The sequence below is a fragment of the Qipengyuania polymorpha genome (genome assembly GCF_019711435.1).
GTDB lineage: Bacteria > Pseudomonadota > Alphaproteobacteria > Sphingomonadales > Sphingomonadaceae > Qipengyuania > Qipengyuania polymorpha.
In genome coordinates, this window is record NZ_JAIGNK010000001.1 from 521696 (window position 1) to 537052 (window position 15357).

Annotated in this window: 25 protein-coding genes; all 25 read left to right on the forward strand. The window is 61.9% G+C overall.

The window, feature by feature from the left end:
* Positions 1-5: 5 nt before the first annotated feature.
* Positions 6-281, forward strand: a complete 276-nt coding sequence (rpsS, locus tag K3152_RS02620; protein ID WP_040963566.1) for a 30S ribosomal protein S19 — start codon at positions 6-8, stop codon at positions 279-281.
* Positions 281-658, forward strand: coding sequence for a 50S ribosomal protein L22 (gene rplV / locus K3152_RS02625; RefSeq protein ID WP_006831883.1), 378 nt, complete (start codon positions 281-283; stop codon positions 656-658). Before rpsS ends, rplV begins: the two co-directional genes overlap by 1 nt.
* A gap of 1 nt (position 659) precedes the next feature.
* Positions 660-1355, forward strand: coding sequence for a 30S ribosomal protein S3 (gene rpsC, locus K3152_RS02630; RefSeq protein WP_221572472.1), 696 nt, complete (start codon positions 660-662; stop codon positions 1353-1355).
* 21 nt (positions 1356-1376) lie between these two features.
* Positions 1377-1811, forward strand: a complete 435-nt coding sequence (gene rplP, locus K3152_RS02635) for a 50S ribosomal protein L16 (protein ID WP_040963569.1) — start codon at positions 1377-1379, stop codon at positions 1809-1811.
* Positions 1811-2020 carry a 50S ribosomal protein L29 gene (gene rpmC / locus K3152_RS02640; protein WP_040963570.1) on the forward strand — a complete coding sequence of 70 codons (210 nt, stop codon included), beginning with the start codon at positions 1811-1813 and terminating at the stop codon, positions 2018-2020. The genes rplP and rpmC overlap by 1 nt, the downstream gene beginning before the upstream one ends.
* A 10-nt stretch (positions 2021-2030) precedes the next feature.
* Positions 2031-2321: a 30S ribosomal protein S17 gene (rpsQ, locus tag K3152_RS02645; RefSeq protein ID WP_221572473.1), complete on the forward strand. Its 291-nt coding sequence runs from the start codon at positions 2031-2033 to the stop codon at positions 2319-2321.
* A gap of 56 nt (positions 2322-2377) precedes the next feature.
* Positions 2378-2746 (forward strand): 50S ribosomal protein L14, encoded by a 369-nt coding sequence (gene rplN, locus K3152_RS02650; protein ID WP_067464754.1) that lies wholly within the window; start codon positions 2378-2380, stop codon positions 2744-2746.
* Entirely contained in the window at positions 2746-3066 is a 321-nt protein-coding gene (gene rplX / locus K3152_RS02655) for a 50S ribosomal protein L24 (RefSeq protein ID WP_221572474.1), read from the forward strand. The genes rplN and rplX overlap by 1 nt, the downstream gene beginning before the upstream one ends.
* Positions 3059-3637, forward strand: coding sequence for a 50S ribosomal protein L5 (gene rplE / locus K3152_RS02660; protein WP_221431376.1), 579 nt, complete (start codon positions 3059-3061; stop codon positions 3635-3637). The genes rplX and rplE overlap by 8 nt, the downstream gene beginning before the upstream one ends.
* Before the next feature lie 41 nt (positions 3638-3678).
* Positions 3679-3984, forward strand: coding sequence for a 30S ribosomal protein S14 (gene rpsN / locus K3152_RS02665; protein ID WP_040963574.1), 306 nt, complete (start codon positions 3679-3681; stop codon positions 3982-3984).
* An 11-nt stretch (positions 3985-3995) separates the two neighbouring features.
* A complete protein-coding gene (gene rpsH, locus K3152_RS02670) occupies positions 3996-4391 on the forward strand; it encodes a 30S ribosomal protein S8 (protein WP_006831892.1) in 396 nt (131 codons plus the stop codon).
* Positions 4391-4924, forward strand: coding sequence for a 50S ribosomal protein L6 (rplF, locus tag K3152_RS02675; protein WP_221572475.1), 534 nt, complete (start codon positions 4391-4393; stop codon positions 4922-4924). The genes rpsH and rplF overlap by 1 nt, the downstream gene beginning before the upstream one ends.
* A 1-nt stretch (position 4925) precedes the next feature.
* Positions 4926-5270, forward strand: coding sequence for a 50S ribosomal protein L18 (rplR, locus tag K3152_RS02680; protein ID WP_006831894.1), 345 nt, complete (start codon positions 4926-4928; stop codon positions 5268-5270).
* Complete coding sequence (gene rpsE / locus K3152_RS02685) at positions 5270-6061, forward strand: 30S ribosomal protein S5 (RefSeq protein ID WP_345719764.1); 792 nt, start codon at positions 5270-5272, stop codon at positions 6059-6061. Before rplR ends, rpsE begins: the two co-directional genes overlap by 1 nt.
* Positions 6062-6066: 5 nt before the next feature.
* Positions 6067-6255: a 50S ribosomal protein L30 gene (rpmD, locus tag K3152_RS02690; protein WP_221572476.1), complete on the forward strand. Its 189-nt coding sequence runs from the start codon at positions 6067-6069 to the stop codon at positions 6253-6255.
* Between the two features lie 110 nt (positions 6256-6365).
* On the forward strand, positions 6366-7694 hold the full coding sequence (locus K3152_RS02695) for an SGNH/GDSL hydrolase family protein (RefSeq protein WP_221572477.1): 1329 nt from the start codon (positions 6366-6368) through the stop codon (positions 7692-7694).
* 142 nt (positions 7695-7836) lie between these two features.
* A complete protein-coding gene (gene rplO / locus K3152_RS02700; protein WP_221572478.1) occupies positions 7837-8361 on the forward strand; it encodes a 50S ribosomal protein L15 in 525 nt (174 codons plus the stop codon).
* Positions 8362-8463: 102 nt separating this feature from the next.
* Entirely contained in the window at positions 8464-9828 is a 1365-nt protein-coding gene (gene secY / locus K3152_RS02705) for a preprotein translocase subunit SecY (RefSeq protein WP_221572479.1), read from the forward strand.
* A gap of 27 nt (positions 9829-9855) precedes the next feature.
* On the forward strand, positions 9856-10500 hold the full coding sequence (locus K3152_RS02710; protein ID WP_221572480.1) for an adenylate kinase: 645 nt from the start codon (positions 9856-9858) through the stop codon (positions 10498-10500).
* A 55-nt stretch (positions 10501-10555) separates the two neighbouring features.
* A complete protein-coding gene (locus K3152_RS02715) occupies positions 10556-11158 on the forward strand; it encodes an SRPBCC family protein (RefSeq protein ID WP_247713120.1) in 603 nt (200 codons plus the stop codon).
* A gap of 47 nt (positions 11159-11205) precedes the next feature.
* Positions 11206-12555, forward strand: coding sequence for an NADP-specific glutamate dehydrogenase (gene gdhA / locus K3152_RS02720; protein WP_221572482.1), 1350 nt, complete (start codon positions 11206-11208; stop codon positions 12553-12555).
* 286 nt (positions 12556-12841) lie between these two features.
* Positions 12842-13210 carry a 30S ribosomal protein S13 gene (gene rpsM, locus K3152_RS02725; RefSeq protein WP_040963583.1) on the forward strand — a complete coding sequence of 123 codons (369 nt, stop codon included), beginning with the start codon at positions 12842-12844 and terminating at the stop codon, positions 13208-13210.
* 55 nt (positions 13211-13265) lie between these two features.
* Positions 13266-13655, forward strand: coding sequence for a 30S ribosomal protein S11 (rpsK, locus tag K3152_RS02730; protein WP_006831904.1), 390 nt, complete (start codon positions 13266-13268; stop codon positions 13653-13655).
* 110 nt (positions 13656-13765) lie between these two features.
* A complete protein-coding gene (locus tag K3152_RS02735) occupies positions 13766-14821 on the forward strand; it encodes a DNA-directed RNA polymerase subunit alpha (RefSeq protein WP_221572483.1) in 1056 nt (351 codons plus the stop codon).
* Between the two features lie 90 nt (positions 14822-14911).
* Positions 14912-15334 carry a 50S ribosomal protein L17 gene (gene rplQ / locus K3152_RS02740; RefSeq protein ID WP_221572484.1) on the forward strand — a complete coding sequence of 141 codons (423 nt, stop codon included), beginning with the start codon at positions 14912-14914 and terminating at the stop codon, positions 15332-15334.
* Positions 15335-15357 lie beyond the last annotated feature (23 nt).

A 15357-nucleotide genomic window follows, 5' to 3' on the forward strand; every position in this document is an offset into this window, starting at 1 on the left:
CCGACATGGCTCGTTCCGTCTGGAAAGGTCCGTTCGTCGAACTCAGCCTTCTCAAGAAGGCAGAAGAGGCGCAGGACGCAAGCAACGCGAAGCCGATCAAGACCTGGTCGCGTCGCAGCACCATCCTGCCCCAGTTCGTCGGTCTCACGTTCAACGTGTACAACGGCCACAAGTTCATCCCGGTTGCCGTCTCGGAAGAGATGGTTGGCCACAAGCTCGGTGAATTCGCGCCCACGCGCACGTTCCCCGGTCACGCTGCCGACAAGAAGGGTAAGCGCTGATGAGCAAGCAGAAAGCACCCCGTCGCGTCGCCGACAACGAGGCTCTGGCCGTAGGCACCACCATCCGTGGTTCCGCGCAGAAGCTGAACCTCGTTGCCGAGCTCATCCGCGGCAAGAAGGCCGAAGAGGCCCTCAACATCCTGGCCTTCTCGAAGAAGTCGATGGCCAAGGATGCCACGAAGGTTCTCGCCTCGGCGATCGCCAACGCGGAAAACAACCACAACCTCGATGTCGACTCGCTGGTCGTCGCTGAGGCTTCGGTGGGCAAGTCGATCACGATGAAGCGCTTCCACACCCGTGGTCGCGGCAAGTCGACGCGCATCCTGAAGCCGTTCAGCCGCCTTCGTATCGTCGTCCGCGAGCAGGAAGAGGCGTAAGATGGGCCATAAGAGCAATCCGATCGGTCTGCGCCTGCAGATCAACCGCACCTGGGACAGCCGCTGGTACGCCGAAGGGCGTGACTATGCCAAGCTGCTGGCCGAGGACATCGAGATCCGCAAGTACATCCTCGAGAACGCTGCCCAGGCCGCTATCTCGAAGGTTGTGATCGAGCGTCCGGCAAAGCTTTGCCGCGTGTCGATCTATGCTGCGCGTCCCGGCGTCATCATCGGCAAGAAGGGCGCGGACATCGCCAAGCTTACCGAAAAGCTGTCGTCGATGACCGAAAGCGAAGTGAAGCTGAACATCGTCGAAATCCGCAAGCCGGAAGTCGACGCCAAGCTCATCGCACAGGGCATCGCAGACCAGCTCATTCGCCGCGTGGCATTCCGCCGTGCGATGAAGCGCGCCATGCAGTCGGCCATGCGCCTTGGTGCCGAAGGCATCAAGATCATGTGTGGTGGCCGTCTCGGCGGTGCGGAAATCGCCCGCGTCGAACAGTATCGTGAAGGCCGCGTGCCGCTGCACACGCTGCGCGCCAACATCGACTATGCCGAAGCCGAAGCACTGACCGCTTACGGCATCATCGGCATCAAGGTGTGGGTCTTCAAGGGCGAAATCCTCGGCCACGACCCGACCGCGCAGGACCGTCTCATGATGGAATCGCAGACGTCCGGCGTCCGTCCGGCTCGCTGATTGCAGGTATAGGAAAGAACCATGCTGCAACCGAAGAAAACCAAGTACCGCAAGGCGTTCAAGGGCAAGATCCACGGCAACGCCAAGGGCGGCACCACGCTCAATTTCGGCTCTTACGGCCTCAAGGCCCTCGAGCCCGAGCGTATCACCGCACGCCAGATCGAAGCGGCTCGCCGCGCGATCACGCGTCACATCAAGCGCCAGGGTCGTCTCTGGATCCGCGTCTTCCCCGACGTGCCGGTTTCGAAGAAGCCTGCCGAAGTCCGTCAGGGTAAGGGCAAGGGTTCGGTCGAATACTGGGCAGCTCGTGTGAAGCCGGGCCGTATCCTGTTCGAACTCGACGGCGTTGCCGGCCCGCTGGCCGCCGAAGCGTTCAGCCGCGCAGCCATGAAGCTGCCGGTCAAGACCAAGGTCGTGGCCCGCCTGGGCGACACCTCGCACCTCGGAGGCGAATAATGAGCAAGATCGAAGATCTGCGCCAGAAGAGCGACGATCAGCTGGACGAAGAACTGACGAGCCTCAAGCGCGAGCAGTTCAACCTTCGCTTCCAGGCTGCGACCAACCAGCTCGAAGGCCCGGCGCGCATCCGCGAAGTCCGTCGCACGATCGCCAAGATCAAGACGCTGCAGACCGAGCGTGCCCGCGCGGCCGCAGCCAAGGCTTAAGGAGTAGACCATGCCCAAGCGTATTCTGATCGGGACCGTCACCTCCGACAAGACCGACAAGACCGTTACCGTACTGGTCGAGCGTAAGGTGAAGCACCCCCTCTACGGGAAGATCATCCGCCGCTCGAAGAAGTACCACGCTCACGACGAGAAGAACGAGTATGCACTCGGCGACATCGTGCGCATCGAAGAAACCAAGCCGATCTCGAAGACCAAGACCTGGATGGTCAAGGACCGCGTGACGGCAGGCGGAACCCAGGCTGTCGAGGCCGACCTCGAAGTCGAAGCCGCAGGCAACTGACGTATTAGGAACTGCCGGGCAAATGTCCCGGCAAGCCAAGAGAAGGAACCGGATCAATGATCCAGATGCAATCCAATCTCGACGTCGCGGACAACAGCGGCGCCAAGCGCGTCCAGTGCATCAAGGTACTGGGCGGCTCGAAGCGTCGTACTGCATCCGTTGGCGACGTGATCGTGGTTTCCGTCAAGGAAGCCCAGCCGCGCACCAAGGTGAAGAAGGGCGATGTCCATCGCGCTGTCATCGTGCGCACGAAGAAGGACGTCCGCCGCCCCGATGGCAGCGTCATCCGCTTCGACAGCAACGCCGCAGTTCTCGTGAACAAGAGCGAAGAACCGATCGGCACCCGTATCTTCGGCCCGGTGGTTCGCGAACTTCGCGGCCGTGGCTTCATGAAGATCATCTCGCTTGCTCCGGAGGTGCTGTAATGGCTTCTGCAAAGATCAAGAAAGGTGACACCGTCGTCGTCCTGTCCGGCAAGGACAAGGGCAAGACCGGTACCGTGTCGAAAGTCAGCCCCAAGGACGACAAGATCGTCGTCGAGGGCGTGAACATCGCCGCGCGTCACCGCAAGCCGACCCAGCAGAACCCGCAGGGTGGCATCGACCGCTTCGAAGCGCCGATGCCCATCAGCAAGGTTGCTGTGGCCGATCCCAAGGATGGCAAGCCCACCCGCGTCCGTTTCGAAGAAAAGGACGGCAAGAAGGTGCGCGTTGCCGTGAAGAGTGGGGAGACCATCGATGGCTGATTACACCCCCCGTATGAAGCAGCGCTACGACGACCAGATCGTCAAGGCGATGACTGAAAAGTTCGGTTACAAGAACCGTCTCGAAGTCCCCAAGCTGGAAAAGATCACGCTCAACATGGGCGTTGGCGAAGCCAGCCAGGACAAGAAGAAGGTCCAGACCGCAGCTGAAGAAATGGCCAAGATTGCCGGTCAGAAGCCGGTCATCACCAAGGCGAAGAAGTCGATCGCGCAGTTCAAGCTGCGTGAAGGCATGCCGATCGGTGCGAAGGTAACCCTCCGCCGCGAGCGCATGTACGAATTCCTCGACCGCCTGGTCACCATTGCAATGCCCCGCATCCGCGACTTCCGTGGCCTCAACGCCAAGTCGTTCGACGGTCGTGGCAACTACGCAATGGGCCTCAAAGAGCAGATCATCTTCCCCGAAATCTCCTACGACCAGATCGAGAAGGTTCGGGGCATGGATATCATCGTAACCACCACGGCGAAGACCGACGAGGAAGCTCGCGAGCTCCTCAAGCTGTTCGGTTTCCCGTTCCCGGCTGAAAAGTCGGAAGAGAAGGAGGCGGCGTGAGCCGCTTCCGGATCGCAGGATAAGGAAGGAACTTAAGTCCAATGGCGAAACTGAGTTCGATCAACAAGAACGAGCGTCGCAAGAAGCTCGTGAAGCAGTATGCGGACAAGTTTGCGAAGCTGAAAGCTATCGCGGACGACGAAAGCCTCGACGAAGGTGAGCGCCTGATCGCTCGCCTCAAGATGGCGGAACTCCCGCGTAATGCGAATCCCACCCGCGTGCGCAATCGTTGCGCCACCACCGGCCGCCCCCGCGGCTACTATCGCAAGTTCGGCCTCAACCGTATCGAACTGCGCGACCTCGGCAACAAGGGCCTGATTCCGGGCCTGACCAAGTCGAGCTGGTGAGGTAGAGACAGATGGCTATGACCGATCCCCTGGGTGATATGCTCACCCGTATCCGCAACGGCCAGCAGGCGAAGAAGGACAGCGTCCTTTCGCCCGCCAGCAAGCTGCGTGCAAACGTTCTCGAAGTGCTTCAGCGCGAAGGCTACATCCGTGGCTACAGCGACGATGCTTCGGGCAAGCACCCGCAGCTGCGGATCGAACTGAAGTATTTCGAGGGCGAACCTGCAATCAAGCACGTCGCTCGTGTCTCCAAGCCCGGCCGCCGCGTCTATGCGGGTTCGAAAGAACTCCCCGTCGTGCGCAACGGCCTTGGCATCACCATCGTCTCGACGCCCAAGGGTGTGCTTTCCGACGCGGAAGCACGCGCTGACAACGTCGGCGGCGAAGTGCTGGCGGAGGTGTTCTGATGAGCCGCATCGGCAAGAAGCCGGTAGCGATCCCCAGCGGGGTCACTGCCAACATCGAGGGCGACACGCTTTCGGTCAAGGGTCCCAAGGGCACCCTGACCATGGGCCTGTCGGATCTCGTGACCTACAAGCTCGAGAATGACGAAATCACCGTCACTCCGGCCAACGACACGCGCGCCGCTCGCAACCACTGGGGTATGCAGCGCACGCTCGTTTCGAACCTGGTCGAAGGCGTGACCGAAGGTTTCACCAAGGTTCTCGAAATCAATGGTGTCGGCTACCGTGCACAGGCGCAGGGCAAGAAGCTCAAGCTTCAGCTCGGCTACTCGCACGACGTCGATCTCGACGTTCCCGAAGGTATCGAGGTGAAGACCCCGGACCAGACGACCGTCGAAATCAGCGGTTCCGACAAGCAGGCCGTGGGCCAGTTCGCGGCGAATGTCCGCAAGTGGCGCAAGCCCGAACCCTACAAGGGCAAGGGTATCAAGTATCGCGGCGAGTATATCTTCCGCAAGGAAGGGAAGAAGAAGTAAGATGGCAAAGCTTTCTCTTTTCGAACGTCGCCGTCGCCGTGTCCGCACCGCTCTCAAGAGCCGTGCCGGTGGCAAGCCCCGCCTGTCGGTGCACCGCACCGGCAAGCACATCTACGCACAGGTCATCGACGATGCGGCCGGCAAGACCGTCGCTTCGGCTTCGACGCTGGGCGTGAAGGGCTCGGGCGCGAATGTCGATGCGGCCAAGCAGGTCGGCACCGATATCGCTGCTGCTGCCAAGAAGGCCGGCGTAACCACCGTCGTGTTCGACCGCGGTGGCTTCCTGTTCCATGGCCGCGTGAAAGCGCTGGCCGACGCCGCCCGTGAAGGCGGGCTGGAGTTCTGATCATGGCTGACGAAAACAAGACCGAAAACACCGAAGAAAAGGTCGTGACGGCCGAGACCGAACACGCTGTGACCAAGGAAGAGCCGGCAATCGCCGACACTCCGAGCGAAGCAGCCGCCAACCAGGACCCTGCACAGGGTGCCGAAGGCCAGCCGCGCGAGCGTGGTGGTCGTGGCGGTCGCGGTGGCAACCGTGATGGTGGCCGTGGCCGTGGTGGTCGCGACAACCGTCGCAACAACCGCCGCGAAGAAGAAGACGACGGCATCATCGAGAAGCTCGTCCACATCAACCGCGTCAGCAAGACGGTGAAGGGCGGTAAGCGCTTCGGTTTCGCTGCACTGGTTGTCGTAGGCGACGGCTCGGGCCGTGTCGGCTTCGGCAAGGGCAAGGCCCGCGAAGTGCCTGAAGCGATCCAGAAGGCTTCGGCCGCTGCGCGCAAGAAGATGATCCGTGTCCCGCTGAAGGAAGGTCGTACCCTCCATCATGACGGCAACGGCCGCTTCGGCGCCGGCAAGGTCACCGTGCGTACGGCGCCTCCGGGTACCGGTATCATCGCCGGTGGTCCGATGCGTGCCGTCTTCGAGAGCCTCGGCGTTGCCGACGTGGTGACCAAGTCGGTCGGCACCTCGAACCCCTACAACATGATCCGCGCCACCTTCGCCGCGCTGACCGACCAGACTTCGCCGAAGTCGGTTGCCCAGCGTCGTGGCAAGAAGGTTGCCGACCTGCTCGGCCGCGGTGGTGCTTCCGAGGCAGAGGCTGAAGCCGACGCCGCGGCAGTCGTGGAGTAATAACGATGGCCAAAGCTAAAACCATCAAGATCAAGCAGATCGGTTCGCCGATCCGCCGTCCCGAAGGCCAGCGCAAGATCCTCATCGGTCTTGGCCTCAACAAGATGCACAAGGTCGTCGAACGCCAGGACACTCCTGAAGTTCGCGGCGCTGTCGCCAAGGTCCCGCACCTGGTGGCCATCGTCGAAGACTAAGCTGCCTTTCCGGTTCGCGCCGGATTGGGACAGACAGAAACAAGGGCGCGTCTCCTGCTTGCAGGGGGCGCGCCTTTGCTTATGAATCCATGGCGTCAGGGGGAGGCGACATGGGCGACAGGCTGCGTATCGGCGCGGGGGTGGCGGCTTTGCTGCTGCTGGCATCCTGCGGCGATGAAACGGCGCCGAGTGCGAATGCAGCGGAGGCCCCATCTTCCGACGCGCCGCAACTCGAAAATCCGCAGCATACCATGCCGCCCGAAGACCCCCGTGGTCTCGTGGTGCTCCGCCGCTGGCTGCCCTACGGGGCCGAGCCGGGTTTCCGCTACGTGCCGATCGCCATCCAGTCGGCCAACGAGAGCTTTTATCTCAACCCCGAGATCATCAATTACGACGATCCGCGCATCCGTCACCTGGGCGGCAGGCATTCGCAACCTTCGACCTGGCCGCGTTATTTGATGTGGTGGCCGCAGGCGGTCTCCAAAGTCGCAGATCCGGCTTACGAACCCAACGGCTTTTCGCATGACCGCACCAGCGTGTTCGATGGATTCCAGTTCGTCCTTCCGGCCGGTCAGCGCCAGTTCGAACTCTTCAGCCTCGACGACGGCTTCATCGGCGGGGTCTATATCGAAATCGACGGGGTGAGGGCGTCGAAGGTGCCCATGTCTCTTGGCCACGGGAACCAGGGTGCGCGCCGCTGGAGCCATGTGACGCTTCCGGCTTCGGACCGCGACAGGGATATCCGCATCGTCACAACGCGGGCCTCTATTGGCGAACTTCGCCTACCCGTGGGCGAGACGCTTGGAGCGCGAAAGCCGGAATGGGACGAGCGGCCCAAGGTCGTCATCGTCGGCGACTCTATAAGCGAAGGGCAGGGGGCAGGGCATGCTGGCGACAGCTGGGTCATAGACCTCGCCTATCGCCTCGGCATCGACGACCCGGTCAATGTCTCGCTTGGCGGGACGGGCTACCTCAGACGAGCAGGAAGCCGCCCGAATTTCCGCGAACATATCGCCGATGTGTCGGAGGCCTTCGGGGGAGTGGTGCCCGATGCCGTCTTCGTGGCGGGCGGGATAAATGACTGTGCGCTGTACTCTGCCGCTGAACTGGAAGCGGAAGCGGCACTCTATTTCAACGCCTTGCGCGCCATTTCACCCGACATGGGCATTGTCGTATTTGGTCCCTTCGCAGGGCCCTCGGGATACGACCCGGCACTGCAGGTCTGCGCCGACGCGATCGTCGCAGCCGCCAACACGGTGGAGGGCGTGCAGACAATCGATGTGTCGGGCTGGGTGACGGCGGAAAACGCAGGGCATATTTTCAGTGGTATACCCGGTGACCCGCACCCCGTGCTACAGGGGCACCGGACTTACGCCAAAAAGGCGGAAATCGCCGTGCGCCAGCTGCTGGCCGAGCTTGTCCCGGACGACAGGCAATAGGGCTCGAATCGACTGGACATGGGGTGCGCCATCGGTTAGGGGGCGCGCCTTCCATAACTGGCAGTACCAGTTGGGCTTCGAGGCATCACGCTTCGCGGCCATTTCTCAAAAGCGCGAACCAAAGCGAAAGCGAGTGCAGACTATGAAACTTACAGATCTCCGCGACAATCCCGGCGCCCGTAAAGAGCGCATCCGTGTCGGCCGTGGCATCGGCTCGGGCAAGGGCAAGACCGGCGGCCGTGGCCAGAAGGGCCAGAAGAGCCGTTCGGGCGTCGCCATCAAGGGCTTCGAAGGCGGCCAGATGCCGCTTCACATGCGCCTGCCGAAGCGCGGCTTCAACAATCCGTTCGGCAAGGACTACGCCGAAGTGAACCTGGGCATGATCCAGAAGTTCATCGACGCGAAGAAGCTCGACGCCAAGAAGGACATCGACCACGCAGCGCTGAAGGCCGCCGGCCTCGCACGCGGCGGCAAGGACGGCGTCCGCCTGCTCGGCAAGGGTGAAATCAAGGCCAAGGCCAAGTTCATCGTCGCCGGTGCCTCGAAGGGCGCCATCGAGGCGGTCGAGAAGGCTGGCGGTTCGGTTGAAGTGATCGCCAAGGGCGAAAGCGAAGCCGAAAAGAAGGCCAAGCGCACCGAAGCCAACAAGGCCAAGAAGTCCAAATAACCGAAAATATGGGGGGCGGGGTTCGACATTCGTCGCTCCGCTCCCTATCTGTCCGGTCAACGCCGGGACGGGCCGGCGACAAGCTAGGATCGAAGACGACCAATGGCATCAAGCGCCGATAATTTCGCGAGCAACATCAGTCTCGCCAATTTCTCCAAGGCCACCGAGCTGAAGCAGCGTATCTGGTTCACGATCGGTGCGCTGATTGTCTTCCGTTTCCTGAGCTTCGTGCCGCTGCCCGGCATCAACGCCAGCGCCCTCGAGCAGCTGGCCGACCAGACCCGTGGCGGCGTGGTCGACATGTTCAACATGTTCACCGGCGGCAGCCTAGAGCGCATGAGCCTCATCGCGCTTGGTGTGATGCCCTACATCACCGCCTCGATCGTGGTGCAGATGGCTTCGGCCCTGCATCCCACGCTTGCCGCGATGAAGAAGGAAGGCACCGTCGGGCGCCAGAAGCTCAACCAGTACACGCGCTACGGCACGGTCTTCCTCTGCACCATCCAGGGCTGGTTCCTTGCAGCCGGTCTCGAAAGCTTCAGCTCCTCCAGCGGTATCGCTGCCGTGGTCGACCCGGGCTACATGTTCCGCGTCGGCGCGGTCATCAGCCTCGTCGGCGGCACCATGTTCCTTCTGTGGCTGGGCGAGCAGATCACCAGCCGCGGTATCGGCAACGGTGTTTCGCTCATCATCATGGCCGGCATCGTCGCGCAGTTCCCGACCTTCGTTTCCAACATGACGAGCGGGTATAGCGAAGGCTCGATCTCGACCGTCATCCTGCTCGGTTTCATCTTCATGGTGGTCGGCCTGATCCTGCTCATCAGCTTCTTCGAGCGCGCCCAGCGCCGACTACTGGTGCAGTATCCCAAGCGCGCGACGCAGCGCGGCATGATGCAGGCGGACCGCTCGCACCTTCCGCTCAAGCTCAACACTGCAGGCGTTATCCCGCCCATCTTCGCCAGCTCGCTGCTGCTGCTGCCGCTGACCATCACGCAGTTTGCCGGTAACTCGCTCGACACCGAGAGCAACACGGGCGGCTTCATCACCACCGTCCTGCAGTACCTGCAGCATGGCCAGCCGCTCTACATGACGCTCTATGCGGTCGGCATCATCTTCTTCTGCTTCTTCTACACTGCGGTTGTGTTCAACCCGGAGGAGACGGCGGACAACCTCAAGAAGAACGGCGGCTTCATTCCGGGCATCCGTCCGGGCAAGCGGACCGAGGAATATCTCGACTACGTCCTGACCCGCATCACCGTGATCGGTGCCATCTACCTGACCTTCGTCTGCGTGGTGCCCGAATACATGATCGCGCAGACCGGCGTTCCGCTGTTCCTCGGCGGCACCAGCCTGCTGATCGTCGTCAACGTCACCGTCGACACCATCAGCCAGATCCAGTCGCACCTGCTGGCGCACCAGTATGGCGACCTCATCAAGAAGGCGAAGCTCAAGGGCCGCCTGCGTTAAATCCCGAGACGAAGGGGACACCTCTCGATGGACATCATTCTTCTCGGCCCTCCGGGCGCTGGCAAGGGAACGCAGGCACACCGCCTGGTCGAGCATCACGGCATGATGCAGCTGTCGACCGGCGACATGCTGCGCGAAACGCGCAAGGCCGATACCGAGCTTGGCCGCAAGGTTGCGGACATCATGGATTCGGGCGGCCTCGTGTCCGACGACATCGTCTCGGCAATGATCGACGCCAAGCTGGCCGACATGGGTCCCGAAGTGGGCGCCATCTTCGACGGTTACCCGCGCACCGAGCACCAGGCCGCACAACTCGACGAAATCCTCGCCAAGCACGGTCGCAGCCTCGACCATGTCATCGAGCTCGAAGTGAATGAAGACGCGCTGGTCGAACGGATCACCGGCCGCTTCACCTGCGCCAACTGCGGTGCAGGCTATCACGACACCTTCAAGCAGCCGAAGGTCGAAGGCGTGTGCGACGAATGCGGCTCGACCGAATTCAAGCGCCGCCCTGACGATAACGAGGAAACGGTGCGTCACCGCATGTCGGTCTATCGCAACGAGACGGCTCCCATCCTTCCGGGTTACGAGAAGCGCGGCATCGTGAAGCGCGTCAACGGCATGGGCGGTATCGACGAAGTCACGCACGCCATCGACGCCATCCTCTCCTGAGGGTTTCCAAAGCGCAGTTCTGTCCATAGACACTCGCCTGATGAAGGAGAGGGTCATGAAGACATTCGTATATCTGGCTGGCGCGATGGCGCTTGGCCTCGCTTCGCCCGTGTCGGCCAAGGTCGAGGCGATGAGCGAGCAGGGTTTCGTTACCGAGGACACCGCGCTCATCGCCGCGACGCCGCGCCAGGTGTGGCTGGCGCTCATCAAGCCCGGCGAATGGTGGAATGATGCCCACACTTGGTCGGGTGACGCTTCCAACATGACGCTGGTGCCAAGCGCGGGCGGCTGCTTCTGCGAAAAAGTACCGGGCGAGGGCGATATACCGCTCGACGGCAGCGTGCAGCATGCCGTCGTAGTCCAGGCCGTTCCTGACAAGGCGCTTCGACTGCGCGGCGGCCTCGGCCCGCTCCAGGCAGTTCCCGCGACCGGCGTTCTCACCATCACGCTCACCCCTGTCGATGGCGGAACCGAAGTGAAGTGGGAGTACAATGTCGGCGGCGCGATGAACTTCCCGATGGAAGCCGTCTCGCTGGCGGTCGATGGTGTGATGAGCGAGCAATTGAATGGCCTGCGCGATCATCTCGGTGGCCTTGATACCGAAATTCAGGACGACGAGGTCGAGGCACCGGCAGTGCCCATCGACGAGGAAGAGTGAACTTCGCGGGCTTTCGGGCGTAGGTGTCGCAAGACAAGGGAGCCCGAATGCCGCAAGACACACCCGATCTCGAAACCTTCATCGCAGGCGTCCGCAAGCGCAATCCCGGTCAGGACGAATTCGTCCAGGCGGTGGAAGATGTCGCGCAGGACATCCTTCCCTTCGTTGCCGACCACCCCGAATATCACGAGGCGGAAATCCTCCGCCGTATCGCCGAACCCGACCGCATCGTCTCCTTCCGCGTCTGCTGGGAGGATGATGATGGCAATGTGCGCGTCGAGCGCGGGTGGCGGGTGCAGAACAACAACGCCGTCGGCCCGTACAAGGGCGGCCTGCGCTTTTCCGACAGCGTTACCGAAAGCGTGCTCAAGTTCCTCGCTTTTGAGCAGACATTCAAAAACTCGCTGACCGGTCTGCCGATGGGCGGGGGCAAGGGAGGCTCGAACTTCAACCCCAAGGGCAAGTCCGATCGCGAGGTGATGCGGTTCTGCCAGAGCTTCATGTCCGAACTCTTCCGCCATATCGGCCCCGATACCGATGTGCCTGCAGGCGATATCGGCGTCGGTGCGCGAGAAATCGGCTATCTCTTCGGCCAGTACAAGAAGCTGACCGGGCGTTGGGAGGGCGTTCTGACCGGCAAGGCGAGCGAATATGGCGGCTCCAAGCTGCGCACCGAGGCGACCGGTTATGGCGTGGTCTATTTCCTGCGCGAGATGCTGGGGGCCAGGGACGAAGGGCTGGAGGGCAAGAGCGCGGTCGTCTCCGGCTCGGGCAATGTGGCCCTGCATGCTGCCGAGAAGCTGATTGCCGAGGGTGCGAAGGTTCTGACCCTGTCCGACAGCGACGGGTTCATCCACGACAAGGATGGCATCGACGAGGAAAAGCTTGAGTGGGTCAAGACGCTCAAGCTGGAGAAACGCGGGCGCATTGCCGATTATGCCGACGAATTCGATGCCGAGTTTCATGAGGGCAAGGCGCCGTGGGATGTCGACTGCGACATCGCTTTGCCCTGCGCCACCCAGAACGAGCTGGACGAGGACGGGGCCAAGGCGCTGCTGGACAATGACGTGCTGGCCGTAGTCGAGGGCGCCAACATGCCGAGCACGGCCGACGCTTCGAAGGCGTTCCGCAAGGCCGGCATCCTCTTCGGGCCGGCCAAGGCCGCCAACGCAGGCGGGGTGGCCGTATCGGGCCTCGAGATGAGTCAGAACTCGTCCCGCGTAAGCTGGGAGCATGACAAGCTCGACCGCATGCTGACCGAACTGATGCAGGACATCCACGGCAAGTGCGTCGAGGAGGGCGAGGGCGAGGATGGCCATGTCGATTACGTGCGCGGCGCCAATATCGCGGGCTTTCGCAAGGTTGCCGATGCCATGCTCGCATTCGGCGTGGTTTAACCCGATTTTGACGAGTTGCCGCGCACGCTCTATACCGGCTCTTGAAAGCACGAGGTGACCGCCCATATCGGCGGCCTCGGCTGTTTGCGCGCGCTGGAGGTTGACGCTCCGGGCGAATCCTACTAAGCGCCCAACCATTCGACACTTGCAGTGAGTCCGGCAGGCGGCAGCCTAGTGCGCGCCATCCGGGCTTTTTGCGTTACCAAGCGTCTGCAAGTGCTAGCGAATACAAAGCGTTGAGATGGGGTCCCGCTTATAAAGGACCCTGTGGAGCATGGAGATTTAAGTGGCTCGTATTGCCGGGGTAAACATCCCCACCAACAAGCGCGTTATCATCGCGCTCACCTATATTCACGGTATCGGCCGCACCAAGGCCGTTGAAATCGCCGACAAGCTCGGCATCGATCACGCGCGCCGCGTGCAGGACCTTTCCGACGAGGAAATCCTCCGCGTTCGCGAAACCATCGATGAAGAGCACATGGTCGAAGGTGACCTTCGTCGCAACACCGCGATGAACATCAAGCGCCTGATGGACCTGCGTTCCTATCGCGGCCTTCGTCACCGTGCCGGCCTGCCCGTTCGCGGCCAGCGCACCCACACCAACGCCCGCACCCGCAAGGGTAAGGCCAAGCCGATCGCCGGCAAGAAGAAGTAAGCTCGGGCCTCCCGGTAAGCTTTTCCCTTCTTGAGAATATAGAGGAATACACATCATGGCACGCGAACCAGGCCGCGTAAGGCGCCGCGACAAGAAGAACATCTCTTCGGGCGTCGCGCACATCAACGCCAGCTTCAACAACACGATGATCACCATCACCGACGCACAGGGCAATGCCATCAGCTGGTCCAGCGCCGGCATGATGGGCTTCAAGGGCAGCCGCAAGTCGACTCCCTATGCCGCACAGGTTGCCGCCGACGACGCAGGCCGCAAGGCTGCCGAGCACGGCGTTCGCACCCTCGAAGTGGAAGTGAAGGGCCCGGGCTCGGGCCGCGAGAGCGCTCTTCGCGGTCTCGCCGCAGTGGGCTTCACGATCACTTCGATTCGCGACGTGACGCCGATCCCGCACAACGGGGTCCGTCCTTCCAAGCGTCGCCGCGTCTGATCCGTACCTGCCCGGTGGGCTGGGTCCTCCAGCCTTCCGACACCTACATCGGACCGGACGCTCGATAGAAAGAGCTCCGGTCCTGCCCGCATCCACACCAGGGGAAATCCATGTCCGTCAACATCAAGAACTGGCAGGAACTCAAGAAACCCAACACCCTCGACATCAAGGACAGCGGTGACAAGGCTCGCAAGGCGACCTTCGTTGCAGAACCGCTCGAGCGCGGCTTCGGCCTGACGCTCGGCAACGCGCTGCGCCGCGTCCTGCTGTCCTCGCTGCAGGGTGCAGCCATCACCTCGATCAAGATCGAGAACGTGCTGCATGAATTCTCCTCGCTCGCAGGCGTGCGCGAGGACGTCACCGACATCGTCCTGAACGTGAAGCAGATCGCGCTCAAGATGGAAGGCGAAGGCATGAAGCGCCTCCAGCTCTCGGCCACCGGCCCGGGCGAAGTGAAGGCTGGCGACATCGCCGTTTCGGGTGACATCGAGGTCATGAACAAGGACCTCGTCATCTGCCACCTCGACGAAGGTGCGACGCTGAACATGGAACTGACCGCGGACACCGGCAAGGGCTACCGCCCCGCCGTGATGAACCGTCCGGTCGACGCTCCGATCGGCCTCATCCCCGTCGACAGCCTGTACTCGCCGGTCCGCCAGGTGAGCTACAAGGTCGAGAACGCCCGTGTCGGCCAGGAACTGGACTACGACAAGCTCAGCCTCACCGTCGAAACCGACGGTACGGTCGCTCCGGAAGACGCCGTGGCCTATGCCGCGCGCATCCTCCAGGACCAGCTGACGCTGTTTGTCCACTTCGAAGACGGCATCCCGCAGCCCAGCTCGGCCATGATCGGCCAGGCTGCAGAGCCGCAGGAAAGCGACACCAACCAGCTCAACCGTTACCTCCTCAAGAAGGTCGACGAGCTGGAACTGTCGGTCCGTTCGGCAAACTGCCTCAAGAACGACAACATCATCTACATCGGCGACCTGGTCCAGAAGACCGAGGCCGAGATGCTCCGTACGCCGAACTTCGGCCGCAAGAGCCTCAACGAGATCAAGGAAGTCCTGAGCTCGATGGGCCTGCGCCTCGGCATGGACATCCCTGGCTGGCCGCCGGAGAACATCGAGGAAATGGCCAAGAAGCTCGAACAGGAGCTGCTGGGCTAATCCAGATATACGGGAGTGGGCCGGACCCGTTAATCCGGCCCGTATCGGGCTACCTAGAACGGGCCCCCTACGAACGTAGAAGGAAATACAATGCGTCATAAAATTGCAGGCCGTAAGCTTCAGCGTAAGACTGGCCACCGCAAGGCCCTGTTCCGCAACATGAGCGCCGCGCTCATCAAGCACGAACAGATCCTCACCACGCAGGCGAAAGCCAAGGAACTGCGTCCCTACATCGAAAAGCTGATCACGCTCGCAAAGCGTGGTGGTCTTTCGAACCGCCGCCTTGCGATGAGCAAGCTGCAGGACGAAACGCAGCTCAAGAAGCTCTTTGAAGTTCTCGCCGAGCGTTATTCGGACCGTGACGGTGGCTACACCCGCGTTATCAAGGCCGGCTACCGCGGCAGCGACGCGGCTGCCATGGCCGTCATCGAATTCGTCGATCGCGACGTCGATGCCAAGGGCCAGGACAGCGGCCCGGTAATGGCCGACGAAGAGGAAATGGCGGAAGCCTGAGCCTCTCAATCAGAGACACATGA